A 26,245-nucleotide genomic window follows, 5' to 3' on the forward strand; every position below is an offset into this window, starting at 1 on the left:
CTCAGAGGTCTCGGGCGGCGGCGGCCATGGTGTGCAGGGCGGTGGCGTAGGTGTCGATGAACTGCTCGGCGGTGCTGTCGGTGACCAGCGAGCGCTGGTGGTCCACCGCGAGCAGCACCCGCTGGGTGACCGGGTCCTGGATCACCGAGGCGCCGAAGGCGAAGCTGTTGGGTTCGTGGCGCAGGGTCGGCTCGGTGCCGATCCGGCCGTCCACGATGCGGGCCGAGCTGAGCCGGCCGAGGGCGTGGAAGCGCAGGTAGCCGAACTGGCTGTCCAGCGCGGTGTCGGTCATCAGCCGGGCGAGCCGGGCGAAGGGCACCCGGCGGTGCGGCATCATGTCCAGCTCCTCCCGGTGGACCTCGCGGACCAGGGCGAGCAGGTCGCCGGTGGGCTCGCAGCTCAGCGGGACGGTGTTGAGGAACAGCCCGTACACCTCGGTGCCGCCCAGGCGTTCCAGCCGGCCGTTGACGGCCAGCCCGGTGGTGACGCGCGGCTTCCCGGTGACGGCGGCGAGGGCGTGCAGGTGGGCGGCGAGCGCGACCGACTTGACCGGCACGCCGAGCGCGTCGGCGACGGTCCGCAGCTGGTCGGGCGCCTCGGGCAGCACCCGTTCGACGGTGCGCGGCGCCTCGTGCACGGACTCGCTGCCGGGGAACAGCTGGCCGCTGACGCCGGACAGCCGCTCGCGCCAGTAGCCGAGCGAGCGCTCGTCCCCGGCGGCCTGCCGTTCGACGGCCACGAAGTCGCGGAAGGCGGTGCGCGGCGGCGGGGTGGGCGCGCCGAGCGGATCGGCGGCGAGGGCGCCGTGGCGTTCCAGGATCTCGGTGAGCAGCGAGGTGAAGCTCCAGCCGTCGAGGATCGCGTGGTGCTCGGAGACGGTGAGCTGGAAGGCGTCCTCGGCCAGGCGCTGCACGGTGATCCGGAACAGCGGCGGGGCGGTGAGGTCGAAGGGCGTCCACCGGTGGGTGTCGAACACCTCGCGGATCGCGGTGTCCTGGTCCGCTTCGGCCGCGCCGCGCAGGTCGGCGAAGTCGACGGGGGCGGGCAGCCGGCCGTGGACGAGCTGCAGCGGTTCGCCGTAGCCGGACAGGTCCAGGCCGGTGCGCAGCACGGCGTGGCGGTCCAGGGCCTCGGCGACGGAGCGGCGGAAGGCCTGTTCGTCGAGGTCGCCGGAGATCCGGTAGGAGTTGACGTTGTGGTAGCTGTCGGTGCCGCCGGCGATCTCCATGTGGAAGACCATGGAGAGCTGCATGGACACCATCGGGTAGGCGTCGACGACGCCGGGCGGCAGGTCGGCGCGGTCCTCCGGGGTGATCAGGGCGAACGGCTCGTGGGCGTCCGGGTCCTCGGTGACGGGCTTCGCCAGCGGCAGCAGGGCGGCGACGGTGGGGGCGTTGAAGACGTCGCGCAGGCTCAGCCCCCAGCCGCGCTCGTGCAGCGCGCCGGCCAGCTGGACGGCCCGGATGGAGTCGCCGCCGAGGTGGAAGAAGTCGTCGTGGACGCCGATGCCGTCCACCCCGAGGACCTCCGTCCAGACGGCGGCGAAGGCCTCCTCCTCCGGGGTGCGCGGCTCGACGTGGCGGCCCGCGGCGGCGGCGCTGCGCTGCCCGGGGGCGGGCAGGGCGGCGCGGTCCACCTTGCCGTTGACGGTGAGCGGCAGCGACTCGAGCACGGTGAAGGTCGCCGGGACCATGTACGGGGGCAGCGAGCGGCCGAGGAAGGCGCGGACGTCGGCGGGCTCGCGTCCGGTGACGTACGCGGCGAGGCGGTCCTCGTGCACGGTGACGACGCAGGCGTCGACGTCCGGGTGGGCGGCGAGCGCGTTCTCGATCTCGCCGAGCTCGATCCGGAAGCCGCGCAGTTTGACCTGGAAGTCGGCGCGCCCGATGTACTCCAGTCCGCCGTCGGGCAGCCGCCGGGCGACGTCGCCGGTGCGGTAGAGCCGGGCCCCGGGCGGGCCGTAGGGGTCGGCGACGAAGCGCCCGGCGGTGAGGCCGGGGCGGCCCCAGTAGCCGTGGGCGAGGCTGCCGCCGCCGATGTACAGCTCGCCGGCCGCGCCGGGCGGCACCGGCCGCAGCCAGTCGTCGAGGACCTGGGCGCTCAGGTGCGGCATGGGCGTGCCGATCAGGCTGCGTTCGAAGCCCGCGCTGCCGGCCAGGTCGTGGGTGGTGACGTGGACGGTGGTCTCGGTGATGCCGTACAGGTTGCAGAGCCGGGCCGGGGGCGGCGGGTCGAGTTCGAACCAGCGCTGGACGACGGCCGGGTCCAGCGCCTCCCCGCCGAGCATGATCCACTTCAGCGCGGGCAGGGCGCGCGGGCTGCGGCGCAGCACCGGCTCCAGCTGGCGCAGCGCCGAGGGGGTGAGGCAGAGGCGGGTGACGCCCTCCTCCTCCAGCAGCTGGGCGAACTCCTCGGGCGAGCGGCTGGTCACGTACGGGACGACGACCAGGCGGGCGCCGTGCAGCAGGGCGCCCCACATCTCCCACACCGTCCAGTCGAAGGCGTAGCTGTGGAAGAGCGTCCAGGTCTCCCGCGGGCCGAAGCCGAAGTGCCGCTCGCCGTCCGCCATCAGCCGGCTGACGTGCTCGTGGGCGACGGCGACGCCCTTGGGGCGGCCGGTGGAGCCGGAGGTGAAGATGACGTAGGCGACGTCACCGGGGCGGCCGGCGGCCGGCGGGCGGGTGTCCGGCCGGGCGGCCAGGTCGGCTGCCCCGGCGCTCAGGTCGTAGGCCTGCCAGGGGCCGTCGGGCACCAGGTCCGGGCGGTCGGTGACGACCAGGGCGACGCCGGTGTCGCCGAAGACCAGGGCGGCGCGGTCGGCGGGGGCGGCCAGGTCGACGGGCACGTAGGCGGCGCCGGTCTTGAGCACGCCGAGGACGGTGACCAGGACGTCGGCGGTGCGCTCCAGCAGCATGCCGATCCGGTCGCCGGGGCCGGCGCCGCGGGCGCGCAGGGCGTGCGCGAGGCGGTTGGCCCGGCGGTCCAGTTCGGCGTAGCTCAGGGTGCGGTCGGGGTCGCTGACGGCGGGCCGGTCGGGGTGGGCGTCGGCGGCCCGCTCGAACAGCTGGTGCAGGCAGTGGCCGGGGGTGTCGGTGGCGGCGGCCGCGTCCACGGGGCGGGTGGTCAGCCGCAGCACGGTGGCGTCGGGGTCGTCCAGGGCCGCGGTGAGCAGGGCGTCGTACTCGGCGGCCAGCCGGCGGACGGTCTGCGGGTCGAACAGCTCGCTGCGGTACTCGGCCTCGCCGCGCAGCTCGCCCCCGGCGTCCCCGCCGTCGAACACGGACCAGGTGAGGTCGAACTTGCTGGTGCCGTTGGAGCGCACCCGGCTGCGGGCGGTGGCCGCCGGGCCGAGCGCCAGCGGGCTGCGGTCCTCGCCGTGGGCGCCGAACACCACCTGGACCAGCGGCGGGTGCTGGGCGCTGCGGGCGGCGCCGAGCCGGTCGACGATCTGGTCGAAGGGCAGGTCGAGGTAGCCGTACGCCTCGAAGGCGACGTCCTGGACGTGCTCCAGCAGGTCCCGGAAGCCCAGCGCCGGCGCGAGCCGCAGGCGCAGCGGCAGCAGGTTCACGAAGTAGCCGAGCAGGTGCTCCAGTTCGGGGCGGTCCCGGGTGGTGACGGGGGTGCCGACCACCAGGTCGTCGGCGCCGGTCCAGCGGTTCAGCAGCAGGGCGAAGGCGGCCAGCTGGACGGTGAACGGGGTGACGCCCTCCGCCTCGGCCAGCGCGCGGACCCGCGCCGCCGTCCCGGGGGCGAGGCCGAACTCCTCGGTCCGGCCGGCCGCTCCGCGCTCGGCGGGCCGGGGCCGGTCGGTGGGCAGCTCCAGCAGGGCGGGGGCGCCGTCCAACTGCTGCTTCCAGTAGGTCAGGTGCTCCTCGTAGGAGGTGCCGAGCTCCTCCTCGGCGCAGTCGGCGTACTGCACGGTCAGCTCCGGCAGCCGGGCCTGCCCGCCCCGCACCGCCGCGCCGTACAGCTCGGCGAGCTCGCGCTCGAACACCTCGGCGGACCAGCCGTCCCAGACGATGTGGTGGACGGTGAACAGCACCGTGGTGCGCTCGTCGGCGAGCCGGAAGGCCTCGGCGCGCAGCAGCGGGCCGGCGGCCAGGTCGAAGGGCTCGGCGCAGCGGGCGGCGAGCAGGTCCTCCAGGCGCTCCTCCTGCCCGGGGCCGCCCAGCGCGCGCAGGTCGGTCACCGCGAGCGGCACGGCGAGGCGGTGGTGCACCTGCTGGCGGGGGCCGTCGGGGTGCAGCGCGAAGGTGGTGCGCAGCGTCTCGTGCCGGGCCGTGACGGCGTCCAGCGCGCGCTGGAGCAGGGCGAGGTCGAGCGGGCCGGTGACGTCGAGGGTCCAGGGGGTGCAGTAGGTGACGGCCTTCGGGTCGAGGCGGTCGAGGAACCAGAGGCCGCGCTGCAGCCCCGAGACGGGCGCGGTGCGCGCCGGGCGGTCGGACGGGCTCACGGCCTCGTTCCCTTCGTGTGCGGTGCGGCCCGTCATCGGGCGGCCAGCCGTTCGGCGATGGCGCTCACGGTCCGGGCCCGGAACACCAGTTGCGGGGGGACGCGGCTGCCGGTCTCCCGGGACAGCCGCATCGCGACCCGGACGGCGGCCAGCGAGTTGCCGCCGATCCGGAAGAAGTTGTCCTCGCGGCCGACCTCGGCGAGGTCGAGCACCTCGCGCATCGCCTCGGCGACCAGGCGTTCGGCCACGGTCAGCGGATCGGCGGCCCCGGTGGCGTCGGAGCCGTCGGCGGCCCCCGTTGCGTCGGTGGCCCCGGCCGCGTCGGCGGCCCGGCGGCCGGCCGGGGCGGGCAGCGCCCTGCGGTCCACCTTGCCGTTGTGGTTGAGCGGCAGGGCGTCCAGGACGTCGAGGGTCGCGGGCACCATGTGCTCGGGCAGCAGGGCGGCCAGGTGGTCGAGCAGCGCGTCCGGGGCGGGGGCGCCGGCGGCGACGGTCACGTAGGCGGCGAGCCTGCGGTCGCCCGGGGCGGGCTCGTGGACGGCGACGGCGGCCTCCCGGACGGCCGGGTGGCGGGTGAGCGCGTCCTCGATCTCGCCGGGCTCGACCCGGAAGCCGCGGATCTTCACCTGGTCGTCGATCCGGCCGGTGACCTCCAGCAGGCCCTCGGCGTCGAGGTGGCCGAGGTCCCCGGTGCGGTAGAGGCGCTCGCCGGGGGCGCCGTACGGGGAGGCGACGAAGCGTTCGGCGGTGAGGCCGGGCCGGCCGAGGTAGCCGTGGGCGAGACCGCCGCCGGTGGCGTACAGTTCGCCGGTCGTGCCGGGCTCGACGGGGCGCAGCCGCTCGTCCAGGACGAGGACGCCCTTGCCGTTCAGCGGGACGCCGATCGGGACGGAGGCACCGGCGGTGTCGGCGGGGCCGACCCGGTGGCAGGTGGTCAGGCCGAGGCTCTCCACCGGGCCGTAGCCGTTGGCCACCGCCAGGCCCGGGTAGGCCTCCAGGGCCTTGGCCACGTGGGTGACGGAGGCCCGCTCGCCGGCGGTGAAGGCGAGCTTGAGGCCGTCGTAGGTCTCCGGGAACTCCTCCAGCAGGAAGTTGAACAGGCTGGCGGAGAGCTGGAGCTGGGTGACGCCGTGGCGGCGGGTCAGCTCGGCGATGGTCTGCGGGTCCGGGCGCTGGCCGGGCTGGAGGACGCAGGCACCGCCGAAGCAGAGCGCGCCGTACAGCTCCAGGGCGAAGGCGTCCCAGGAGACCGGCGAGCACTGCAGCCAGACCTCCTCGGGGCCGAAGCGGGCGTAGTCCTGGCCGAGGTAGGTGGTGGTGAGCGCGCGGTGCGGGACGGCGACGCCCTTGGGGCGGCCGGTGGAGCCGGAGGTGAACATCACGCAGGCGAGGTCGGCGCCCCCGACCGGCAGGCCGAGGTCGTGCCCCGCGTACCGGGCGAGTTCGGCGGCCGAGGCGTCCAGGTCCACCTGCCGCCCGACCGGGAAGGGCACGGTGGCGCGCCGGTGGGTGACCACCGTGGCGGCGCCGGTGTCGGCGACCGCGCCGGCCAGCCGCTCGGCCGGGAAGGCCGGGTCGAGCAGGGTGTAGGCGGCGCCGGCCTTGAGGGCCGCCAGCAGGGCGACGACCAGCTCCGGCCCGCGCTCGGCCAGCACCGCGACGGTGTCGCCGCGCCCGATGCCGAGGCCCGTCAGGTGCCGGGCGAGCCGGTTCGCGGCGGTGTTCAACTCGCCGTAGCCGACGGTCCGTTCGCCGGAGATCAGGGCGACGGCCCGCGGGTCGCGGGCGGCCCGCGCCTCGAACAGGGCGTGCACCGGCACCTCGACGGCGGCGGCCAGGGTGCCCAGCCACTCCTCGCACAGGCCGGCCATGGTGTCCGGGGCGAAGAGGTCGCTGTCGTACTCGAAGCGGCCGGTGAAGCCGGTGCCCAGGTCGTCCACCGAGACGGACAGGTCGAAGCGGGAGACCGGGTTGGAGTGCAGGGCCCGGGTGACCTCGTGCCCGCCCACCGTGAACGGCCGGGGGTCCAGCGGGTGCAGCTCCAGCAGCACCTGGCAGAGCGGGTTGCGGTCCTCGGGGCGCTCGTCGAGCACGGCGCCCGCGATGTCGTCGAAGGGCACCTCCTGGTGGCGGTAGCCGCCGATCGACACCTCGCGCACGTGCCGGACCAGTTCACGGAAGGAGGCGCCCTCCTCCAGCCTCAGCCGCAGCGGCAGCAGGTTGACGAAGTAGCCGATCAGGCCGTCGAGTTCGGCCCGGCCGCGGACGTTCACCGGCGAGCCGAGCACCAGGTCGCGCTGCCCGGAGCGGCGGTGCAGGGTGAGGGCCAGCCCGGCCAGCAGCACCATGAACGGGGTGGCGTCCTCGCTGCGGGCGAGCGCCCGGACGGCCTCGGCCACCGGGCCGGGCATGGCGAAGCGGTGGAAGGCGCCGCGGAAGGCCTGCTCCTCGGGCCGGGGCCGGTCCGGCACCAGCGCGTCGGCGGTCGGCGCGTCGCGCAACTGCTCGCGCCAGTATTCCAGTTGCCGCTCGGCGGTGTCGTCCTGGTACTGCCAGGCGGCGTAGTCGCCGTACTGGACGGCGAGCTCCGGCAGCTCGGCCGGCCGACCCTCGGCCAGGGCGGCGTACAGCTCCTGGAGTTCGGCCTCCAGCACGGCCAGCGAGCCCTCGTCCCAGACGATGTGGTGCAGGAGCAGCAGCAGCGTGGTCGCCCCGTCGGCCCGGAAGACCCGGGCCCGCACCAGCGGCCCCCGCTCCAGGTCGAAGGGCTCCAGCGCGGCCTCGGCGACCAGCGCGTCCACCTGCCCGGCGGTGGTCTCGGTGAGCGTGAACGGCAGTTCCACGAAGGGGTGGACGACCTGGCGCGGACCGTCCTCGGCGAGCTCGAAGGTCGTCCGCAGGCTCTCGTGCCGCTCGACCACCCCGGCCAGCGCCCGCCGCAGCAGCTCGGCGTCGACCGGCCCGGAGAAGCGGAACACCCAGGGCACCACGTAGGTCGGCGCGTCCGGGTTCCACTGGTCGAGGAACCACAGCCCGCGCTGGAACTTGGACAGCGGGGCCTGGGCGGCACCGGAGCGGACCGGGGCCGGGCGCGCGCCGCCGGACGCGGAGGTCACCGCGGCGGCGAACTCGGCCAGCGTCGGCGCGTCGAAGATGGTGTACGGCGACACCATGCCGAAGACGTCGAAGACCCGGCCCACCACCCGCACGGCCGTCAGCGAATCGCCGCCCAGGTGGAAGAAGTTGTCGTCGGCGCCGACCTCCGGCACCCCGAGCACGTCCGCCCAGACCGCCGCGATCAGCTGCTCGGCGGGGGTGCGCGGCGGGCGGCCGGCCGGCTTGCCCTGCGGCGCGGTCCGCGGCTCGGGCAGCGCCCCGCGGTCCACCTTGCCGCCGGCCGTCAGCGGGAAGGCGTCCAGCGCGGTGAGCGTCGCCGGGACCATGTGCTCGGGCAGCCGCTCGGCCAGCCAGGCCCGGGCCTCGGCGTACCCCGGCGCGGCGCCGGTGACGTACGCGGCCAGCCGGCCCTCGTGCGCCACCACGACGCAGCCGGTGACGCCGGGGTGACCGGCCAGCACCTGCTCGATCTCGCCCGGCTCGACCCGGAAGCCGCGGATCTTCACCTGGTGGTCGTCGCGGCCGAGGAACTCCAGCGGGCCGTCCTCGGCGGCGCGGCGCACCAGGTCGCCGGTGCGGTACATCCGGGCCCCGCGGGCCCCGTCGGCCGCCGCGAACGGGTCGGCGACGAAGCGGTCGGCGGTGAGGCCGGGACGGCCGAGGTAGCCGGAGGCCAGCAGCGGCCCGCCGACGTACAGTTCGCCCGCCTCGCCCGGCGGCACCGGCCGCAGCCGCCCGTCCAGCACGTGGAGGCGGCGCGCGCCGACCGCGGTGCCGATCGGCACCCGGGCGGCGGGCTGCTCCGGCGTGCCGTCGAGCCGGTGGGTGGTGGCGGTGACCACGGTCTCGGTCGGGCCGTAGGCGTTCAGCAGCGGCACCCCGGTCGCCGACCACCAGGCGGCGGCGGTGGCGGGCTCCAGCTTGTCGCTGCCGGAGATCATCAAGCGCAGGGTGCGCGGCACCCGGCCGCCCAGGGCCGCCACCACGTCCTGGAAGTAGCCCGCGGCCAGGTTGGCGACGGTGACGCCCTCGGCGTCCAGCAGGTCCAGCAGCGCGGCCGGGGCCAGGAGCCGCTGCTCCGGCAGGACCAGGCAGGCCCCGGCGGACAGCGCGCCGAGCACCTGCTCGACGGCCACGTCCACGGTCGGACGGGCGAACTGCAGCACCACGTCCCGTTCGGTCAGGCCGAAGGTCTCGACGACACCGGCCAGGTGGCCGGCCAGGGCGGCGAGCGGCACGTGCACGCCCTTGGGGCGGCCGGTGGTGCCGGAGGTGTAGATGACGTAGCCGGCGCCGGCGTTCCCGCCCGGCCCTGCGCCGATCTCGGTGAGCTCCTCCCCGTCCAGGGCGAGGTGGGCCCCGGCGTCCTCCGCGATCCAGCGGTTGCGCTCCTCGGGGGCCTCCCCGTCCAGCGGCAGGTAGGTGGCGCCGGCCCGCAGCGCCGCGAGCAGCGCGACCACGTGGTCCAGCCGGTCGCGGCCGGTCACGGCGACCGTCCGGCCGGGGGCGAGCCGGGCGGCGAGGGCGGCGGTCAGGCCGTCCAGCTCCCGGTAGTCGACCGTCCGGCCGCCGGCCCGGACGGCCGGCCGCTCCGGAAAGCGGGCGACGGCGGAGGCGAACGGCGCGAAACCGGGCGCCGTGAATTCGGTGGGGAAACCGCGCGAGGACATCATCCAACCCCAGATCGTGAGAGAAATCGGCGACGAAAGCGACGATAGGGGGAATTCGACGGCCCTATCGGCAGAATGAGCGGAAGGAAATCGGCAGTTTCATCATGCCGCTTTCCAGGCAGGCCAGGGCTACCGGCCGAGGGTGTTTCAGGAGTTCTCGGGGGACCAGACGTCCGCCCCGTCCAGGGCCTCGGGGGAGTATTTCCCGAGCGAACTGATCAGCAGTCTCAGTTCCAGCGCCAGGCATTCCGCGAAACGGTGCAGACCGGATTCCCGGTCCTCCGCGACGGCGAGCAGCGCCGCCCGCCCGAGGCCCACCGCACGGGCCCCCAGCGCCAGGCTCTTGACCGCCCGCGCGCCTTCCCAGATCCGCCCGGAGACCAGCAGGGAGGGCGGCGGCGCGGCCGCCAGCCGGCGCAGGCACTCCGCCAGCGGCAGGCCGACGTGCGGCAGGAACACCCCCGGCGCCCAGCCGGTGCCGCCCTCGGCGCCGTCCACCACGACGGCGTCCGCTCCGGCCTCGTGCGCCACCCGGGCGGCCTCGGCCACGTCCCGGCCGGGGTAGAGCTTCACCCAGATCCGCACCCGCGGGTAGTTGTTGCGCATCAGCCGGATCTGCTGGCGCAGGATCTCCGCGGTGAAGGTGCCCGGGGTGGCGGCGCGCAGCACCCGGCCGTCGCCGAACAGCGGGTCCAGCCCGAAGCGGTCGCCGAGCGCGGCGGCGGCTTCCGCGTCCAGCACGGTCATCCCGCCCAGGCCCGGCTTGGCCCCCTGGCCGACCTTCAACTCGAAGGCCAGCCGCCCGGATTCGAGCAGCGGCAGGGCGGCCGGATCGCTGTGGACGAGGTTCCACACCTCGGCGTCGGCGTCCTCGGTGCTCTGCTGCACGGCCACGCCGCCCAGCCCGTCCGGGAGTTGCTCTCCGTAGGCGCGCAGCCGGCCGAGCAGGGTGCGGTCGGCCGCCTCGCCGAGCCGGCCGTAGCCGTTGACCGGCACCACGTTCTCGCCGATCACCATCGGGATCCCGAGCGCCCCGGCCTGCCGGCTCAGGGCCAGCCCGAGGTCGCCGCCGGCCGCCCGGGTGGAGCCGGTCGCGGACACGTAGACCGGCAGAGCCGAGGCGAACCCGCCGATGGTGGTGGCGAGTTCGACGTCCCGGTAGTCGGGTTCGCGGCCGAGGTCGATCAGCTTGGCGAGCCGCTGCGGCAGGAACAGCGGCGGGACGATCCGCAGGGCGTCGAGCGTGTCGTTCGGCGCGGGCTCCCCGGGCCGGCCGGCGCCGAACAGCACCCGCCCGTACTCCTCGGCGGGCGGGAACGCCGCGGCCGCCCCGACGCGGGCCCGCCGCCGGACCTCCTCCTCCGGAAAGCCGGGCGCGGTCAGGTCCTGCACGACGGCGTCCGCCTCGCTGCACTCCCTCACGGTGACACCACCCCGGCGACCTTGGGGAACGCGCTGGCCTGCCAGACCGCGTCCAGCCCGGCGACGTACCGGGTGAGCCGCTCGACCCCGATGCCGAAGCCCGCGCTGGCCGGCACGCCCTCGCGCACCAGGTCCAGGTACCAGCGGTACTTCTGCGGGTTCTCGCCGGTCTCCCGCATCCGGGTGACGATCTCCGCGTAGTCGTTGGTGCGCTGGCTGCCGCTGCACAGCTCGCCGTAGCCCTCGGGCGCGAGCAGGTCGAAGTTCCGCAGCAGGCCCGGGTCCTCCGGGTGCTCGCGGTCGTAGAAGCCGCGCGAGCCCTTCGGGTAGTCGGTGACGAAGAACGGCCGGTCGCGCCGGGCCGACAGCAGTGCCTCGCCCTCCCAGTCGAGTTCGGCGTCCAGGCTCTGCGGGTGGCCGACGCCGCGCAGTTCGGCGACCGCCTCGGCGTGCCGGACGCGGCCGAAGGAGCCCTTCAGCAGCTCGGCGAAGGCCTGCGGGTCCCGGCCGAGTTCGGCGAACTCCTTGGGCAGCTCGCGCACCGTGCTGTCGACCATGTGCACCACCAGCTCCTCGGCCAGCTGGACGGCGTCGTCCCGGCTCGCGCCGGCGACCTCCACGTCCAGCTGGTGGAACTCGGCCAGGTGCCGGCTCGTCCCGGCGGTCTCCAGCGGCTCCAGCCGGACGTTCGGGGCAATGCAGAAGATCTTGTCGAAGGCGAGCAGCGAGGCCTGCTTGTACAGGATCGCGCTGGTCATCAGCTTGTAGCGGTGGCCGTAGAAGTCGATGTCCACCTGCTTGGAACCGCGCGCACCGGGGTCGGTGACCGGGCCGATGATCGGCGGCAGCAGCTCGGTGAAGCCCCGGCCGCGCAGGAACTCGCGGGCGGCGGCGAGCAGCTGCTGCTGGATCCGCAGGGCGCTGCGGGTGGTCGGGGCGGTCAGGTGCCGGCCCGGATCGACCGGGGGCGGGGGCGTGGTGTCGGGCATGGTCGGGGTCCTGTTCTCTCGGGTGGTCCGTGGCCCGCCGTCAAAGGCGCGGGCGGTCGTCGGTGGTGGAGCGGCGGGCGGGCGGGGGTGCTGGAACGACGGGCGGGCGGGCCGGGCATCGCGGCCCGGCGGGCGGCTCAGCGCGCCACCGGCAGGCCCCGGGCGGCGGACGCCGCCGCGGAGGCGGCCGCGTACTCGGCCCGGCCGTCGTAGCCGCGCCGGACGTGGGAGAGGGCGGCCAGCAGCCCGGCCGAGCCGAGGATCGGCGCCCGGCCGCGCTCGACGAGCCCCGCGATCGGCATCGAGCCGACACCGGACCAGTGCAGCCGGCCGTCCGGGCCCAGCGAACTGCCCGTCCGCCCGGCGTTGTCGGGGTGCAGGCAGTACGGCACGTCCAGGTAGCCGGCCGCGAACGCCCGCACCAGGGCCCGGCCGACGTCGGCGTCCAGGTCGAGCACCGCGCCGATCAGCGCCCTGGCCTCGGCCTCGATCCCGGTGTCCGCCGCGGCGGCGGGTCGTGGCCGGCCCCGCTCCGCCGCGGCGGCCGCGGCAGCGGTCTCCAGCGCCCGGACGTTCTCGGCGACGGTGGGAATGCGGTGCGCCTCCGCCGTGGTCTTGACGATCAGCCGGGCCGCTCCGCCGCGCACCGCGAGCCGCGCCGCGTCCTCCAGCAGCAGCCGCGCGCCGCCGGGCGAGCGCGGGTACACGCCCATGTACGCGTACACCACGAGGTGCCGGTCGACGTCCGCGAGCAGTTCCCCCGCGATCCGGCCGAGCGCGGCCAGCGCCTCCTCGTCCTGGCGGGCGTTGGCCTGCTGGGCGTAGCTGAGCGAGATGCTGCGCAGCCCGTTCTGACGGAAGAACAGCGCCTCCAGCACACTGATGGCGATCAGCAGCGAGGGCGGGCAGAGCTGTCCCATCATGCAGCCGCCGAACGTCTCCAGGTGCGGCTCGGCGCCGAACTCCCGGACGGAGGCGAGGATTTCGCAGCTGCGCCGCCAGCGCGCCACCGCCTCGTGCAGCGGGGTGCGGCCGTACGGCAGGCAGTAGGAGACCGGTCCGCCCTCGGTGGCGTCCAGGCCGGCCGCCAGCAGCGCCTCGACGATCCGCTCCGGCGCGGCCGAGCCGTGCCGGACCTGCACCGGGAAGCCCGCGTCCGCGACCCCGCGCAGCACCTCCCGGGTGACCTCGACCGGATGGGTGACGATCGGGTAGCCGTTGAGGCCCGCCCCGGCGGCCAGGGCGCGCCGGGCGGCGTCGAGGTCGCCGGTGCGGGTGTAGCTGTCCAGGGTGATGGTGCCGACGGTGACGGCGGCCGCCCCCCGGGTGGCGAGCAGGCCCTCCCGCATCACGGCCGCCCGCGCCATGCCCATCCGGGGCTGGACCACCAGGGCGCCGGCCTCGGCGGCCTGCGCCACGAACGCGCCGAAGCCCGCCCGGGCGGGGCCCGTCACGGCGGAGCCCGTCACCACAGGTTCCGTCACCACAGGTTCCGTCACAGCAGGACCCCGGAGCGCAGTCCGCCGACGAACTCGCGGAACCCGGCCACCGCGGCGCCCTCCTCGAAGACCGCGTCGAAGCCGGCCGCCAGCAGCGTCCGCTCGCGGTCGGGGTCGTCGGCCCCGGCGATGCCGAGCTTGCCGCCGATGACGGTCGGGGTGCGCCGCAGTTCCGGGCAGGCGCGGAGGGCCTCGATCACCCGCAGGCCCTCCTGGAAGCCGTGCCCGTTGACGCTGCTGATCACGATCAGGTCCGGTTCGATCCGGCGGCATTCGGAGATCAGCAGCGCGTCCGGGACGCACGCGCCCAGATTCGTCACCCGGTGGCCCGACTCCTCCAGCAGGAACTGGAGGAAGACCAGGTTCCAGGTGTGCGAATCCGAGGCCGTCGTCGTCACGACGACGTCCAGACCGTTCTGTTCGGCGTTTCCGTGCTCCACGACTCAGCCCTCATCGGTAGAGATCCTCGATGGCGTTCCGGCGCGTTCCCGCGGCGGTCCGGCCCCACGGAGAACGCTAGGAACGATCGGGCCCGGCAAGCGGCAGCTCCTGCGGCATTAAGCGGCAGAATCGGCAGCCGTTCGACGCGTCGCGGTCGGCCCCCACCGGCCCGCACCGGACCGTCGGCGGTCGGCGGTCAGCCCGCGACGGCCAGCAGCGGTCCGTCCCCCGCCGGCCCCAGCCGGATCCCGGGCTCCTCCCGGACGAGGCGCCGGCACAGGTTGAGCACCGTGAAGCGCACGCCGTCCCGGGCGGGCACGCTGCGGATCAGCCCGCGCGACAGCAGTTCGTGCACCGTGGCCAGGCAGGCCTGCAGCGTCCAGCCGCTGCGGACCACCGCGTCCTCCCCCGACCAGTCCCCCGGCTCGTCCACGAGCACCTCCAGCAGGGCGCGCTGGCGCTCCGTCAGCCGCCGGATCGCCGGCTCCACCTCGTCCCGCAGGTCACCGCGCGCGCCGAACACCACGGGCGGCGCCGCCAGCGTGAACGGGACGACCGCCAGCCCGGCCACCAGCTGGGAGGTGGACTGCACCAGCGCCCACCCCGCCGCGCGCTCCAGCGCGCCCGGCAGACCGTCCAGGCGGCGGCAGAGCTCCGCGACGGCGGGCGCCTCGGAGCGCTCCAGGGTGTAGCCGGGGCGCAGCCGGCACAGGTGCGAGAGCAGCAGCCGGACGGCCCCGACCTGTGCCAGCGCCTCCGGTTCGGCGTCGAGTTCGGGGGCCGGGACGGGCAGCGGCGCGAGCGGGATGACCTGTCCCCCGGGCAGCGGCCGGGCCTCCCGGGCGGTGATCAGCACCCGCAGCCCGGGGCAGCGGTGGAACAGCCCGTCCAGCTGCCCGGCGTCCACCCCGCCGTCGGCGCCGTCCAGCACCAGCAGGGCGGGCCGCGCTCCGATGTCCCGGGCGAGGTCGTCCAGCGGCGCGCGCCAGGGGTGCGGGCCGCCGCCGCAGTCCACCCAGCGCACCGACCAGCGGACGGCCAGGTGCAGCCGGCGGGCCACCTCCAGGGCGAGCCGGGTCTTGCCGACCCCGCCCAGGCCCACCAGCGAGACCAGCCGGTCCCCGTGCACGGCGAAGGCGTCGGCCAGCACCTCGGCCTCCATGTCCCGGCCGACGATCGCCCCGCGGGCCACCGGCGGGGCGGCCGGCTCGGCCACCGGCTCGTCCGCGAGCGGGTGCCGGCGGGCGGCCTCCTCGAAGTCCGTCCGGCTCCGGCCCTCCAGCCGCAGCGCGTCCGCCAGCAGCCGGACGGTCTCGTTGCGGGGCCGGCGCACCCGGCCGCTCTCCATGTCCCGGATCGCCCGCACGCTCAGGGTCGCGTGATCGGCCAGGCACTGCTGGGTCAGCCCGACCCGCTCGCGCCGTAGCCGCAGCAGCTCGCCGAAGCCCGCCGCCGTTCTCACCGCTTGCACCGACTGCCCGCCGTCCATGCCTCGTCTGCCCTTCGTGGTCCGGACTCCTCCTGGCGTCGGGACCGGTGGCGGCCTCAGCTCCGGGCGCCCGCACGGCCCGTGGTCCGGCCGTACGGGACCCGGCGATCAGGCTGTGGCCTCCGACCGGTTCCCTCCGGTTCCCGATGCTCCTGGCTCGCCGTCTACGCCCGATCAACGGCCGATCACCGGCCCCACCCACGACCTTCACCCGGGCCTCACAGGCCGTCCCGCCGCCCGTCGGGGCCGGACGGGGGCCCCTCGCCGGGGCGGCCGCGGCGGGGCGGCGCCGACCCTCCCGGTGCGCACGCAGCGGCCCGGACCTCGGCGGATGCCGGGATCCGGGCCGGTGGCGCGGGTCAGGGACGGGCCTGCGCGGAGGTCATTCGGCCGCCGCCTTGAGGCCGCCGTGGCACAGCCCCCAGATGATGAGGGCGTCGATCGCGATCAGGACGATCGCCCACGCCGGGTAGTAGGGCAGCCACAGGAAGTTGGCGATCATTCCCAGGCCGGCGAGGGCGACACCGAAGATCCGGGCCCAGAGGGCGCCGCTGAAGACCGCGATGCCCGCCACGACGATCAGGACGCCGATGATGAGGTGGATCCACCCCCAGCCCGCGCTGTTCAGCGAGTACGCGTAGTTGCGGGTGACGACGACCAGGTCGTCCTTGGCGATGGCGGAGATCCCCTCGAAGACCGCCATGAGACCGCCGGTGATCAGCATGACCCCCGCGAAGATGGTCCACCCGGACGCGTACGGGTGCCGCTGGGGCTGGGGGATCTGGCTGCTGCCGACTCCACTGACGCTGCTCGTCATGACGGTGACTCCTTCGATGGCAACCGCCTCGCGGACCGCGGAAGGCGGGAGGGTGGAACAGAAGTCCTACGTTCACGGTAGAACCGGATCCCCGTCCTGTCGTGGCGTCGTACCGGCCGCGGCCGAGGCCCGGACGTCCCTCGCGGAGCCCTTTCAGCCCTCCTCCCGGGGGTTCTCGGCGCCGCCGCCTCCGGACGCCCCGCCCCCTTCGGGTGCCCCGCCGCCTCCGGGCGCGCCGACCCCGCCCCCTCCGGACGCATCGACCCCGCCGGGCGCACCGCCCCGTCCTGGGCCGGCGACCCGTCCTGGGCCGGCGACCCGTCCGGAGGCCGCGAGCAGGGCCAGGACGGCGAGGAGCACGAGGAGCACCAGGACGAGCAGCAGCACGGTCAGCACCGTCGGGTGGTTCCAGAGGGCGAACACCAGGGCCACGATCAGCAGCGCCGCGAGGGCGAGCCAGCGGCGGTGGGCGTCGGTCCAGGTTCCGGCCCGTCCGGTGTGCACGCCGTGCGCGCCGCCCCAGCCTGCGACCGAGTCCGCGGCGTGGTCGGCCCCGCCGCGCACGGCCCGCGGCAGCCGTCCCGCCCCGGAGAGGTAGGCGCCGAGCGCGACCACCACGCCCAGGACGACGAGGGTGCGCAGGCTGACCCTCAGGAACCTCACCAGCGTGTCGAAGACCGCGGCCGCGGCGTCCCGGGACTGCACGGCGGGCGGCAGGTGGTCGAGGTAGTAGTGCCGGGCGATCACCAGGGCGATCGCCACCACCAGGCCGGCCCCCGCCGCGCCGAGCGCCGTGGACACCAGGGCCCGGCGCCGGCGCCGGGCCAGCAGGACGCCGACCAGACCGATCACCACGGTGATCACCGGCAGCCAGTTGCCCAGCACGTCCAGCGCGTGCGCGGCGCCGCGGACCTTGGCCAGCTTGTCGGACTGGAACAGCACCAGCTGCTTGTTCACCTCCGGGATCTTCTCGGCCGGGGTCAGCCCGGCGGCCACCAGCTGGTCCTTCAGCTGGTCCACGGCCTTCCCGACGTCGAGGGTGACCGTGCCGTCGCTGACTCCGACCGCGCCGCGGCCGTGTCCGGTCAGGGCCTGGACCACGGCCGTGTGGGCGGCGCGGTTCGCCTGCGTCCAGACGGTGTCGAAGGCGTCGCTCTGCACGACCTTGGTCGCCGCCTTGGAGACCACCTGGTCCACCGCGTCGTCGATCTTGGGCCCCAGCGACTTGACGGCGGACGCGGCCCGGGGCGGCAGGCCCTGCGACTGCAGCCAGGAGGCCAGGTCGGAGGCGACCTCCGGGCCGTTCACCTTCACGTCCACCGCCTGGGTGATCCGCTTGACCGCGGCGTCCTGGATCGCGGGGTTGGTGGCCAGCGGCGCGACCGTGCTGACGTACCGGTCGGTGTCCAGCGCGATGTCGTGCACCCAGACGGTGAGCAGCGAGACCGGCACCAGGATGCAGGTCAGCGTGATCAGCACGGCCGAGACGGTGCTCCTGACGATCCGGCCCGCCCGGGAGGGGTGCCGGGGCCCCGCGGTGGCGCCTCCGTTCACCGGCCCGCCCGTCGGGGGCTCGGACGGCTGGGGTTCACTCGGCCCGTTCAACGGCCCTCCCGGCATTCGCTGCGCGGCCACGGCGCCGCTGGACACCATTCACGCCGCAGGAGCCCCCGCCCGGCACCCCGGGCTGGGCCACCCGGACGAGGAGCGCGACCCGGCCGCCCGCCCTCCGCCCGGTCCGGGGCGTGCCCGGCACCGGGCCACCGCCTCACCCCGGACAGGTGATCCGCCGGCGCCCCGGCGGCCCCTACGGTCGGTACCAGCGGCCGGCCCGCCGGGCCGGGCGAGGGACTCCCCCGAAAGGAGCACCGCCATGGCCGAGGACGTCCTCGCCGAGACCGGGCCCATCGACTACGTGGTGGTCGAGTTCCCCGGCAACCGGATGACCGGGGAAGCGCTCCCGCTGCTGGTCGACCTGGTGGAACGGAATGTGATCCGCATCCTGGACTTCGCGTTCGTGCGCAAGGACGCCGACGGCACCGTCACGGGCATGGAGATCGCCGATTTCGACGGCGACGGCCGACTGGACCTGGCCGTCTTCGAGGGCGCCGGGTCGGGACTGCTCGACGCCGGCGACCTGAGCGAGGCCGCCGGGGTCATCGAGCCCGGCAACTCGGCCGGTGTGCTCATCTACGAGAACACCTGGGCCGCCCCGTTCGCCACCGCCCTGCGCCGGGGCGGCGCCCGGGTGGTCGCCAGTGGCCGGGTGCCGATGCCGGAGCTGCTGCACTCCCTGGACGAGCTGGACGGTACCGAAGGGACGACCTGACGGACGCGCCGGGCGGGCGCCGTCTCCGGGCCGTCCGCCACCGCGCGAAGCCACCGGAACGTGAAGCCACCGAGATCCGAAGCCACCGAGAGGAGTACGCGTCATGCCTGGACTGCTGCGCGGTGTCGCGCGCACCGCCGTCGTCGCCGGAACGGCGACCGCCGTGTCCAACCGGGTGTCCCGTCGCCAGGCGGGCCGCTGGGCGCACCAGGAGGAGATGGCCGAACCCGCGCCGCCGCCCCCGCCGCCGGCTCCCGTTGCACCCGCCGCGCCCGCCCCGCCGGGGATGGACGCGAAGATCTCCCAGCTGCAGCAGCTGGCGCAGCTGAAGGAGCAGGGAGTCCTCACCGAGGAGGAGTTCGCCACGCAGAAGCAGCGGCTCCTGGCCGGCTGACACCGTCGGCACGGTACGGAGCACCGTCGGCACGGCGCCGAGCACGGTCGGCACGGCGCCGAGGACGGTCGGCACGGCGAGCGGCCCCACCCGCCGCGGGTGGCTCAGTGCCCGACGGCGACCTTGGCCGCCACGATGACCAGACCCAGGAGCAGGTTGACCACCCCCTCGGCGGCGATCTGGCGCGGCGAGGCGCCCGCCCGGCGGGCGCCCAGCGTCGCCCAGGCCACCTGCTGCGCCACGGCGACACCGAGGGCGAGCCAGGCGTTCTCCCCCGCCCCCAGCCACGGGCTGACCAGCACCGCCAGGGCGGGCAGCGCCGACGCCTCGACCAGCGGCCATTCGTGCCGGCCGACCTCGCGCACCTGGCTCCAGGTGACCTGGCGGCCGGCCTCGCGCTCCCCGGCCACCAGCGCGTAGACGTGCGCGATCCAGAACACGATCCCGGTGATCACCAGCAGCAGGATGAGCGACAGCCGGGGGTGCGGTTCGGTGAGGCTGGAGGCCGCGATCACGGAGGCGGCGAGCATCGAGCCGTACACCGCTCCGGCGTAGTCGGTCCGCTTCCGGATTCCGCCCCGGGCCGGGTCGCGCGGGGAGGGGGCAGGACCGCGGGACGTTGTCACGACGCCTGCTCCCGTCATCGCCGCGGAGACGGCCGTTGGGGTCCGTCGCGGCCATCATCACCCGCGCCGCGGGTTCCGGCACGGCCGCGGTCACCCACGCCGGGTGACCCGGGCTCCGGCCACCGCCCCTAGCGTGAGGGGAAGGATGTTTCCCTGGTCGTCCGCCGAGGAGCTCGCCTTGAACCCCTACCCCCCGATCGCCGAGCACGGGGTCATCGGCGACCTCCAGACCGCCGCGCTCGTGGCCACCAGCGGCGACATCGACTGGTGGTGCGCCCCCCGCTTCGACTCCCCGAGCCTGTTCGCCTCCCTGCTGGACCACGCCGAGGGCGGCCGGTGCGGGCTCGCCGTCGACCGGGACGCGGTGCCCGACGCACAGGTGAAACAGCTCTACCTCGCCGATACGGCCATCCTGATCACCCGCTTCCTCGCCCCGCAGGGGGTGGCCGAGGTCGTCGACTTCATGATCCCCGACACCTCCGCGACCCCGAGCGACCGGCACCGGATCATCCGCACCGCCCGGGTGGTGCGCGGACGGGTGCCCTTCCTGCTGGAGTGCCGGCCGCGCTTCGACTACGGCCGGGCCTCCCACCGGCTCACCCTGACGGACGAACGCTGCGCGGTGCTCCGCGGCCCGGACCAGGAACTGTGCGTGCAGGCCACCGGCCCCGTCGTGCTCCACCCCGACGGCTCCGACGTGACCGCGCGGTTCACGCTGGACGCGGGAGAGATGGCCACCGTGCTCCTCACCGCCCGGCCGGCCGGCGCCGCCGCTACCGCCGCGCCCACCGAAGCGGAGCACCTCGCCACCTTCGACGCCTGCCGCGAGTTCTGGTACGGATGGCTCAAGTCCTCCAGCTACCACGGCCGTTGGCGTCAGATGGTGGACCGCTCGGCGATCACGCTCAAGCTGCTCAGCTACCACCCGACCGGGGCGATGATCGCCGCCGCGACGATGGGGCTGCCGGAGCAGATCGGCGGGGAACGGAACTGGGACTACCGCTACACCTGGATCCGGGACGCCTCGCTCTCCGTCCGCACCCTCATCGGCCTCGGCTTCCACGACGAGGCGCGCGCCTTCCGCCGCTGGGTGCGGGACCGGATCGAGGCCGCCGGCTCCGGGGGAGAACGGCTCCAGATCATGTACCGCATCGACGGTGACCCCCACCTGACCGAGGAGTCCCTCACCCAGTGGGAGGGCTACCGCGGCTCGTCCCCGGTGCGCGCCGGGAACGCCGCCGCCGACCAGCTCCAGCTCGACATCTACGGCGAAGCCGCCTACGCGTTCGCCGCCGACGAGAGCGACATGGGGGCACTGCGCGGCTGGGCGGCGTTCCGCGGGCTCATGGACTGGCTGACCGAACAGTGGGACCGCCCGGACGAGGGCATCTGGGAGACCCGCGGCGGACGCAAGGACTTCACCTACAGCCGCCTGATGTGCTGGGTGGCCTTCGACCGCGCCGTGCGCATCGCCCGCCGGTTCGCCCGCCCCGCGGACCTCGACCGCTGGGCTTCCGAGCGCGACGACATCCTGCGCCAGATCGTGCAACGCGGCTGGAGCCCCGAGCGCGAGGCCTTCACCCAGCACTACGGCACCGACGTCCTGGACGCCTCGCTGCTGCTGATGCCCAAGGTCGGCTTCCTCTCCCCCACCGATCCGTCCTGGCTGTCCACCCTCGACGCCATGGACCGGGAACTGGTCCAGGACAGCCTGGTCTACCGCTACGACCCGGCCGCCTCCCCCGACGGGCTGAGCGGCTCCGAGGGCACCTTCAACCTCTGCACCTTCCTCTACGTCGAGGCCCTGGCCCGGGCCGGCCGGGTCGACCGGGCCCGCTACGCGTTCGACAAGATGCTCACCTACGCCAACCACGTCGGCCTGTTCGCCGAGGAGATCGGCCCGTCCGGCGAGCAACTGGGCAACTTCCCCCAGGCGTTCACCCATCTCGCCCTCATCGACGCGGCACTCGCCCTCGACGAGGAACTCGACCGCCACGGGGCCTCCTGAGGGGGACGCGGGATGACCTCCACCGTCGCCACCGCCGCCGCCACGGCCGGACGCAAGGTCCTGGTCCCGCTGGCCCTGGCCCAGTTCATCTGCAGCTTCGCCGGCTCCAGCATGAACGTGATGATCAACGACATCAGCACGGACCTGGACACCAGCGTCCAGGGCGTCCAGGTCGCCATCACCGTCTTCCTGCTGGTGATGGCCGCGCTGATGATCCCCGGCGGCAAACTCACCGACCGCTGGGGCCGCAAGCGCTGCCTGATGGCCGGCCTCGCCGTCTACGGCGTCGGCGCCCTGCTCAGTGCGGCCGCCCCCGGACTCGGCGTCCTCATCCTCGGCAACTCCGTCCTGGAGGGCGTCGGCACCGCCCTGCTGATCCCCCCGGTCTACATCCTGACCACACTGCTGTTCACGGGTACCGCGGCCCGGGCCCGCGCCTTCGGCACCATCATGGCCCTCGGCGGCATCGGCGCCGCGGCCGGACCGCTGCTCGGCGGCCTGCTCACCACGGCCATCGACTGGCGTGCCAACTTCGGCTTCCAGGCCGTGATCGTGGCCCTGATCCTGTTCCTCACCCGCACGCTGGAGGACCCGCTCCCCGCCGACCCCACCCGGCCGTTCGACACCGTCGGCGCCGTCCTGTCGGCGGCCGGGCTGATCCTGCTGGTCACCGGCATCCTCGCCGCCGACAACAACACCTGGCTGATGATCGCGCTGCTGCTCGCCGGCGCCGCGGTGCTGGCCGGCTTCTTCCGCTGGATCCGCCGGCTGGAGCGCACGGGACGCGAACCGCTGCTGGCCACCAGCCTCTTCCACAACCGCACCTCGAACCTGGGGCTGGTCACCCAGAACGCCCAGTGGCTCGTCCTGATGGGCGTCTCGTTCACCGTCGGCGCCTACCTCCAGGTCGTCCGCGGCTACAGCGCCATCGCCACCGGCGGCGTCTTCACCGCCGCCACCCTCGGCCTGCTCGCCACCTCGCTCGCCGCCGAGCGCCTGGCCGAGCGCCACTCCCAGCGCACGCTGATCCTCACCGGCTTCGCGCTCACCACCGCCGGCATCGTCGTGCTGCTGCTCCTGGTCCGCGCCGTCGACAGCGTCTGGGCGTTCACCCCCGGCCTGCTGCTGATCGGGCTGGGCATCGGCCTGATGCTCACGCCCTCGGTCAACATCGTCCAGTCCGCCTTCCCCGACAGCCGTCAGGGCGAGATCTCCGGCCTCTCCCGCAGCATCTCCAACCTCGGCTCCTCGCTGGGCACCGCGATCGCCGGAACCATCCTGGTCTCGCAGCTCACCCGCAACGGCTACGCGGCGGCCATGGCCGCCCTCGCCGTCTGCGGCCTGGCCGGACTCTGCGCGGCGCTGTTCCTGCCGCACGACCGGACCACCGCGGCGGGCACCCCGGGCCCCGGACCCGGAGGATGAATGCCGAAGGAGGGCCGCTCCACCACCCCGACGACCCCGACGACCCTGTCGAACCCCCGAAGGAGGCGAGCCCCGTGCTCGGTATCCACCACCAGGCGTCACGTCCCACCACCACGACCTCACCCGACGAGCTCGGACGCGTCGGATGGATCGTGCTCGGCACCTCGATGCTCATGGCCGGCGCGATCGCCCACGCGCTGTCCGGCATCGTCGCGATCGCCAGGGAACTCCTGCGCCCCGCGCCGCAGCGCGCACCCACGCCGGTCCGCCCGGTGCACGCGGCCGACCTCGGCGTCGAGGAGAAGAACGGCTGGATCCTCATCACCGTCCTGTTCCTCCTGACCGGCACGATGGCCCACGCCGTCGCGCACGTCGTCGAGACCATCCGACAGGCCACCCGCACGACACACGGGCAGGTGCGGGCATGACGTCGGCACCGGCCGGGGCTCCCGGCCGGCCCCCGGGAGCCGACGGCGCCGAGCAGGTGGACCCGTCGGCCTCCGACCCGGTCTCGGCGGGGCGGCGGGTCCGCCGGAACGTGCCGCGCTCGGCCCACGGGACCTGGACCCCCGGGCCGGACCGCGCGGACCCCGTCGACATCCTGGAGGCCCAGGCCGCCACCCGCGTCCCGGAGCTCGTACCGATCCGCTACGGCCGGATGGCGGCCTCCCGGTTCGCCTTCCTGCGCGGCGCGCCCGCCATCATGGCCGCGGACCTCGCCGCCGCCCCGAACACCGGCCTCACCGTCCAGCTCTGCGGGGACGCCCACCTGTGCAACTTCGGGCTCTTCGCCTCGCCGGAGCGCGCCCTGCTCTTCGACCTCAACGACTTCGACGAGACCCTGCCCGGCCCCTTCGAGTGGGACGTCAAACGCCTGGCCGCCAGCATCGCCGTGGCCGCGCGCGAGAACGGGGAACCCGACGACTCCGCCCGGGCCGTGGCGCAGTCGTCCGCCCGGGCGTACCGGCTCGCCATGCGTCGGCTCGCCGGCCTCGGTGAACTCGACGTCTGGTACGAGCGGGTGGACACCGCCGAACTGCTGCCGCTGATCCAGGCGTCGAAGTACCGCAAGCGGGTGCGGACCACGATCGCGAAGGCACGCGCGCGCACCAGCCTGCAGGCCCTGGCCAAACTCACCGAACCCGGCCCGGACGGCGAGCCCCGGATCATCCACGACCCGCCGCTGCTGGAGCCGATCAACCGCGACGACCTGCCCCGCCTGCAGCAGATCCTGCTGGACTACCGGGACACCCTGCCGGAGGAGCGGGCGGCGCTGCTCGACCGCTTCGAGCTGGTCGACGCGGCCCGCAAGGTGGTCGGCGTGGGCAGCGTGGGCACCCGCTGCCACATCGGCCTGTTCCGCGCACGCGCCACCGGCGAACCGCTGTTCCTCCAGGTGAAGGAGGCCGAACGGTCCGTGCTGGAACCGCACCTCGCGCCCAGCGCCCACCGGCACCAGGGCCGGCGGGTGGTCGCCGGCCAGCGCCGCCTCCAGGCCGTCAGCGACATCTTCCTCGGCTGGGCCACCGGCCCCGCCGGCCGCCACTTCTACTGGCGCCAGCTGCGCGACATGAAGGGCTCCGCCGTCATCGACGGCATGCCCAGGGAGCTGCTGGACGGGTACGCCGAGCTGTGCGGCCGCACCCTCGCCCGCGGACACGCCCGCACCGGGGACCGCGTCGCCATCGCGGCGTACCTCGGTTCCGGAGACGTCTTCGACCGTGCCATCGCCGACTTCGCCCTCACGTACACCGACCTGACCGGCGCCGACCACGCCGCGCTCACCGCCGCGATCGACAGCGGCCGGATCACCGCCCGGCCCGGGGTGTGACACGGCCCCCGGGGGCGGGGCGGCCGGCGTCGGCGTCCCGGGCGAGCCGCCGCGCGGGAACCGGTGCGGCCCTACGCCCCGGCCGTCCCCCCGCCCCGGCGCTTCGGCCCGCTCCCGCCCGGCGCCCGCCGGGCGGGCAGGTGACCGGTGAAGGCGAAGCCGGTGAGCGTGATCGCGGCGGCGGCCAGCAGTGACACCTTGAGGCCGTCGAGCTGGGCCGCGCGGTAGGAGTCGACGACGGCGGCCGCCTCCTGCGGCGGGACGGTGGTCTGCGCGAGCGCGGTGGCGAGCTGGTCCGCGGGCACGAAGGCGACGCCCGCCTCGATCCTGATGCCCGCCTGCTGCTTCACGGCGTCGGAGATCTCCGGGTTCCCGGCCACGGCGTTGCCGAACGCCACCGTCAGGGCGCCGATCAGGATGGCGCCGATCAGCGCGGTGCCCAGCGACGAGCCGAGGTTCTGCGCGGTGTACTGCAGCCCGCCGACCTCGCTGCGGTCCTCCTCCCCGACACTCGACTGCACCACGTTGCCCAGCTGCGAGGCGAGCAGCCCCATGCCGATCCCCAGGGCGGCCATCGCCAGCGCGAACGACAGGTCGTCGAGCTCCGGCTGGACGGTGCCCACCAGCCACAGGGACGAGGCGAACAGCACCAGCAGCCCGATCCGCACCACCGTCCTCGGCGAGGCGAAGCGGGTGAGCAGCGGGCCGGACATGGAGGCGGCGAGCATCGTGATCGACACCGGCAGCAGCCGCAGACCGGTCTGGAAGGCGTTCTGGCCCTGCACGGCCTGGAGGTAGAGCGGGATGACGAAGAACAGCCCGAGGAGGATCAGGTTCTGGCTGAAGAGCATCAGCAGCCCGGACCTCAGCGGTGGGATGCCGAACAGCGCGAACCTGACCAGCGGATGCTCCCGGCGCAGCTCCCACGACCGGAACAGCACCAGGAGCACCCCGCCGAGCGCGACGGCGAAGAGCGTCGGTGAGAATCCGAGGACGGTGAACGGCGGATTGCGCGGCTGGAGCCAGCCCCAGGTGCTGCTCTGCAGCACGGCCAGCACCACCAGCCCCAGCCCGGACACCGACAGCAGCACACCGACCAGGTCGATCCGCTCGTGGTGCTCCGGTACGGGTTGCCGCTCGATCCAGCGCAGCAGGAAGAGGATGACCACCACCAGGACGACCTCGCCGGCGAAGACCAGCCGCCACGTCAGGTAGGTGGTCAGCCATCCGCCGAGCAGCGGCCCCACCGCGATGCCCGCCCCGGCCAGGCCGCCGATGACGCCGTAGGCGGTCGCGCGGTCCCGTCCCCGGTAGGAGCCGGCCACCAGCGCGGCCAGCGCCGGGAGGACCAGTGCCGCGCCCAGCCCCTCGATCACCGACCAGCCGAGCGCCAGCAGCCCCAGGGTGGGCGCCACCGCCGTGATCGCCGATCCCACGGCGTAGACCACCAGCCCCACCGTGAACATCCGGCGGCGCCCGAACATGTCGCCGAGCTTGCCGCCGGTGATCATGAACGCCGCCATCACCAGCGTGTAGAGCGTGATCACCGCCTGGATCGCCGTGACCTCGGTGTCGAAGTCCTCGACCAGCTGGCTGATGGACACGTTCATCACCGACGCGTCGAGCACCATCAGGAACTGCGCCATGCCCAGGACGATCAGCGCCCTCCAGCGTTTCACCGTGACTCCTCCCGCACACCGGCCCACGCGGTCCGTACGCGCCTGCCTCGTACCCT

Annotated in this window: 17 protein-coding genes; 6 read left to right on the forward strand and 11 right to left on the reverse strand. The window is 74.7% G+C overall.

Going from position 1 to position 26,245, the window contains the following annotated elements; genetic code table 11:
* Position 1: 1 nt before the first annotated feature.
* From ACFVUY_RS09000 to ACFVUY_RS09040, 9 genes are all read right to left on the reverse strand, one after another.
* Positions 2 to 4,453, reverse strand: coding sequence for an amino acid adenylation domain-containing protein (locus ACFVUY_RS09000; RefSeq protein ID WP_387728447.1), 4,452 nt, complete (start codon positions 4,451 to 4,453; stop codon positions 2 to 4).
* Between the two features lie 32 nt (positions 4,454 to 4,485).
* Positions 4,486 to 9,243 (reverse strand): amino acid adenylation domain-containing protein, encoded by a 4,758-nt coding sequence (locus ACFVUY_RS09005; protein WP_387728449.1) that lies wholly within the window; start codon positions 9,241 to 9,243, stop codon positions 4,486 to 4,488.
* A gap of 144 nt (positions 9,244 to 9,387) precedes the next feature.
* Positions 9,388 to 10,632, reverse strand: coding sequence for a glutamate synthase-related protein (locus ACFVUY_RS09010; RefSeq protein ID WP_387728752.1), 1,245 nt, complete (start codon positions 10,630 to 10,632; stop codon positions 9,388 to 9,390).
* Between the two features lie 26 nt (positions 10,633 to 10,658).
* Positions 10,659 to 11,651: an asparagine synthetase A gene (locus tag ACFVUY_RS09015; protein WP_387728451.1), complete on the reverse strand. Its 993-nt coding sequence runs from the start codon at positions 11,649 to 11,651 to the stop codon at positions 10,659 to 10,661.
* Between the two features lie 137 nt (positions 11,652 to 11,788).
* A complete protein-coding gene (locus tag ACFVUY_RS09020) occupies positions 11,789 to 13,135 on the reverse strand; it encodes a methylaspartate mutase (RefSeq protein ID WP_387728453.1) in 1,347 nt (448 codons plus the stop codon).
* An 11-nt stretch (positions 13,136 to 13,146) separates the two neighbouring features.
* Complete coding sequence (locus ACFVUY_RS09025) at positions 13,147 to 13,590, reverse strand: cobalamin B12-binding domain-containing protein (RefSeq protein WP_387686452.1); 444 nt, start codon at positions 13,588 to 13,590, stop codon at positions 13,147 to 13,149.
* Positions 13,591 to 13,787: 197 nt separating this feature from the next.
* Entirely contained in the window at positions 13,788 to 15,062 is a 1,275-nt protein-coding gene (locus ACFVUY_RS09030; RefSeq protein WP_387728455.1) for a helix-turn-helix domain-containing protein, read from the reverse strand.
* 400 nt (positions 15,063 to 15,462) lie between these two features.
* Positions 15,463 to 15,897: a hypothetical protein gene (locus tag ACFVUY_RS09035; protein WP_387686455.1), complete on the reverse strand. Its 435-nt coding sequence runs from the start codon at positions 15,895 to 15,897 to the stop codon at positions 15,463 to 15,465.
* Between the two features lie 153 nt (positions 15,898 to 16,050).
* Complete coding sequence (locus tag ACFVUY_RS09040; protein ID WP_387728457.1) at positions 16,051 to 17,376, reverse strand: hypothetical protein; 1,326 nt, start codon at positions 17,374 to 17,376, stop codon at positions 16,051 to 16,053.
* A 394-nt stretch (positions 17,377 to 17,770) separates the two neighbouring features.
* On the opposite strand from ACFVUY_RS09040, the gene ACFVUY_RS09045 reads away from it, so the two are divergent.
* Both ACFVUY_RS09045 and ACFVUY_RS09050 read left to right on the forward strand, forming a co-directional pair.
* On the forward strand, positions 17,771 to 18,226 hold the full coding sequence (locus tag ACFVUY_RS09045) for a DUF6325 family protein (RefSeq protein ID WP_387686459.1): 456 nt from the start codon (positions 17,771 to 17,773) through the stop codon (positions 18,224 to 18,226).
* Positions 18,227 to 18,329: 103 nt separating this feature from the next.
* Positions 18,330 to 18,620 (forward strand): SHOCT domain-containing protein, encoded by a 291-nt coding sequence (locus tag ACFVUY_RS09050; protein WP_387728459.1) that lies wholly within the window; start codon positions 18,330 to 18,332, stop codon positions 18,618 to 18,620.
* 104 nt (positions 18,621 to 18,724) lie between these two features.
* Here the strand turns inward: ACFVUY_RS09050 and ACFVUY_RS09055 are convergent, their stop codons facing one another.
* Complete coding sequence (locus tag ACFVUY_RS09055) at positions 18,725 to 19,246, reverse strand: hypothetical protein (protein WP_387728461.1); 522 nt, start codon at positions 19,244 to 19,246, stop codon at positions 18,725 to 18,727.
* 178 nt (positions 19,247 to 19,424) lie between these two features.
* Between ACFVUY_RS09055 and ACFVUY_RS09060 the strand changes: the two genes are divergently transcribed.
* The 4 genes from ACFVUY_RS09060 (at position 19,425) to ACFVUY_RS09075 (ending at position 24,510) form a co-directional block, all read left to right on the forward strand.
* Entirely contained in the window at positions 19,425 to 21,254 is a 1,830-nt protein-coding gene (locus tag ACFVUY_RS09060) for a glycoside hydrolase family 15 protein (RefSeq protein WP_387686465.1), read from the forward strand.
* 12 nt (positions 21,255 to 21,266) lie between these two features.
* Positions 21,267 to 22,679: an MFS transporter gene (locus tag ACFVUY_RS09065; protein WP_387728463.1), complete on the forward strand. Its 1,413-nt coding sequence runs from the start codon at positions 21,267 to 21,269 to the stop codon at positions 22,677 to 22,679.
* Between the two features lie 74 nt (positions 22,680 to 22,753).
* Positions 22,754 to 23,107, forward strand: coding sequence for a hypothetical protein (locus ACFVUY_RS09070; protein WP_387686469.1), 354 nt, complete (start codon positions 22,754 to 22,756; stop codon positions 23,105 to 23,107).
* Positions 23,104 to 24,510 (forward strand): DUF2252 domain-containing protein, encoded by a 1,407-nt coding sequence (locus ACFVUY_RS09075; RefSeq protein WP_387728465.1) that lies wholly within the window; start codon positions 23,104 to 23,106, stop codon positions 24,508 to 24,510. Before ACFVUY_RS09070 ends, ACFVUY_RS09075 begins: the two co-directional genes overlap by 4 nt.
* A gap of 71 nt (positions 24,511 to 24,581) precedes the next feature.
* Here ACFVUY_RS09075 and ACFVUY_RS09080 read toward each other — a convergent pair whose 3' ends face one another.
* On the reverse strand, positions 24,582 to 26,189 hold the full coding sequence (locus ACFVUY_RS09080; RefSeq protein ID WP_387728467.1) for an MFS transporter: 1,608 nt from the start codon (positions 26,187 to 26,189) through the stop codon (positions 24,582 to 24,584).
* Positions 26,190 to 26,245 lie beyond the last annotated feature (56 nt).

Origin of the sequence: Kitasatospora sp. NPDC058063 (genome assembly GCF_042885395.1) — a bacterium.
Classification (GTDB): domain Bacteria; phylum Actinomycetota; class Actinomycetes; order Streptomycetales; family Streptomycetaceae; genus Kitasatospora; species Kitasatospora lactacystinica.